Source organism: Microbacterium sp. K36 (assembly GCF_004794355.1).
GTDB classification, from domain to species: Bacteria; Actinomycetota; Actinomycetes; order Actinomycetales; family Microbacteriaceae; genus Microbacterium; species Microbacterium paraoxydans_D.
In genome coordinates this window covers 1-884 of record NZ_SSDN01000035.1, presented here as the reverse complement: position 1 = coordinate 884, position 884 = coordinate 1, and the positions used below count along the sequence as shown (strand labels likewise).

General features: G+C 75.0%; 1 pseudogene. It reads left to right on the top strand.

Annotation, left to right across the window (positions count from 1 at the left end):
• A pseudogene (locus DW296_RS16575) lies at nucleotides 1-884 on the top strand (hypothetical protein); the annotation flags it as partial.

Sequence of the window (884 nt, the reverse complement as noted above, 5' to 3'; positions counted from 1 at the left end):
GGCGCCGTCGTCGGCGCCGGGTCCGCGGCCCTCGTGGTGGCCGGTGTGGTCGCCGCTGCGGCCATCGTCCCCGGCCTCACCGGCGCGAACCCGGCGACCTCGCTGCCCAGCGCCTCGGACACCGATCCGTCGTCAATCACGACCGACATCGCTCCCGACTCCTCGCTCGACCTCGACGAGCCCGTGGTGATCGAGACGCCCGACGCCGCGCAGCCGCCGACGCCTCCGGCCGAGGAGGAGACCGCGCCGCCGGTCACCCCGGAGGCCGGGCCCGACGCGGCTCCCGCTGCTCCGGTGACGACTCCTGCGCTTCCCGAGGCCACAGTGCCGCCCGTCGCTCCGGTGGACCCGATCGATCCGGTGGATCCGGTGGACCCCGTCGACCCCGTCGACCCCGTCGACCCGGTGGACCCCGTCGACCCGGTCGACCCCGTCGACCCGGTGGACCCGGTCGATCCGGTGGACCCGGTCGACCCCGCGATCCCGACGGATCCGCCCACGTGGAGCACCGCCGACTTCTGGCTCGGCGAGGACCTGCACTGGTACTACGTCGTGCCGGTCGCCGGAGCACCGGGCACCATCGTTCAGGCACTGCTCGGCGGTCAGGAGAGCGACAGCATCGTCCTCGGCGAGGACGGCACCGGCTTCGTCCAGCTGCGGGCCTCCCTCGACCAGTTCCTGTTCGCCAGCCTCGTGCCGGTGACCTTCCGCTACGTGCTGCCGTCCGGCGAGGCCGGCCCGTCGGCCACCACCTCGCTCTATTCGCTCGAGCCCCAGGGGGCAGGCGCGGACGAGCGTGCCGCGGCCATCGCGCCCGCGGAGCAGCCGGCGGTCGTCGTCGAGGAGGCCGACCCGGCGCCCGAGGCGCCCGTCGCCGAGACCGT